At 47.6% G+C, this 1406-nt stretch carries 1 protein-coding gene; it reads right to left on the bottom strand.

Features of this window, described 5'->3' with window-relative positions; genetic code table 11:
• On the bottom strand, window positions 1-1406 hold a 1406-nt coding region (gene pglF, locus Q0200_RS11720), incomplete at both ends, for a UDP-N-acetylglucosamine 4,6-dehydratase (configuration-retaining) (RefSeq protein ID WP_297941278.1).

A 1406-nucleotide genomic window follows, 5' to 3' on the forward strand; every position in this document is an offset into this window, starting at 1 on the left:
TATCAAGCACGAAAAGCTCGCCGCCCTTTGCGATCGAGGCAGCCTGAAGCACGAGCTGACAGGCCTCGGACACTAGCATAAAGTACCTCGTGATATCAGGATGCGTGACGGTGAGCGGTTTATTACTTTTGATTTGTTCTTTAAATTTCGGTATTACGCTACCGCTTGAGCCTAGGACGTTACCGAAGCGCACCGCGACGATCTCGGTTTTAGCAGGCAAATTCGAGTTTAGCGCGTAAAGCTCGCACACGCGTTTAGTCGCACCCATGATATTCGTCGGGCGCACGGCCTTATCGGACGATATCATCACGACCTTGCTAACGCCGTATTCGATAGATAAATCGATCAAAATTTTAGTGCCGATTATGTTATTTACGACCGCTGCTTTCGGGTTTGCTTCGCAAAGCGGCACGTGCTTATAGGCTGCGGCATGGATCGCGATCTGCGGCTTAAACTCCTCAAACACCGCGCGCAAGTCGGCTTCATTTACGATATTTATCATCTTGCTCACGGTTTTGTCGCTGTGGGTTATCTCGCCGATCTTATAGAGATTAAACTCGCTGTGATCGATCATGATTAGCTTGCTAACGCCAAATTTGAGGCACTGCTTGCAAATTTCGCTACCGATACTGCCGCCGGCTCCCGTGACTAAAACGACCTTACCGCCTAAAAATTTCTCCACCGCGCTACTATCTAGGTCTTTTGGCTTTCTAGCTAGCAGATCCTCGATCGAGATATCTTTGATAGCGTCCTTGCCGGTGCCAAACATAGAAAAAATCTTGATATCGCGAATACCGTAAGCCGTAAGCTCGTCAAAAAGCTCGGCTAGCTCGTCTTGACCGAGCGCTAGCGCGATGATAGCGGTTTTTACGTTGTACTCTTTGATCAAATTTGAGATTTGGCTCTTTGGCTGCACTAAAAATCCGTCGCAGTAAGTGCCGACTAGATCGCTCCTGCCGTCTACCACGCCCACGGCATATAGATCGATATAGCCCTGCCTAAGCCCTTTTAAAACGTGAAGCGCCTTTGACGTAGCGCCGATAACGACGCAAGGCTCGCCAGTGTGCGGCTTTTTAGAAAAGTCTAAAAACATACGTTTGGCGATCCTTAAATTTCCTATTAGCAGACACGAGATGATAAAGTCTATAAAAACCACGCTTCGCGGAAACGGGTTGAAAACGGCCGGCATCGCAAAATAAACGATCCAAAAGCAAACTATCGCGCAAAGATGAACGAGGAAAATTTTCCTCGCTTCGTTTAGTCCGAAAAATCTCCACGGCACCTTGTAAATTTTAAAAAGCCACATAAAAAATAGCTTTAAAACCACCATCGTAGCGCAGCCCGCGACCAGTCCAGTGAATTTATTAGTCGTATGGACTTGGCCTTTGAGAGTCCGGTTGAAGAAC

The organism is uncultured Campylobacter sp., from assembly GCF_938045225.1.
GTDB lineage: Bacteria > Campylobacterota > Campylobacteria > Campylobacterales > Campylobacteraceae > Campylobacter_A.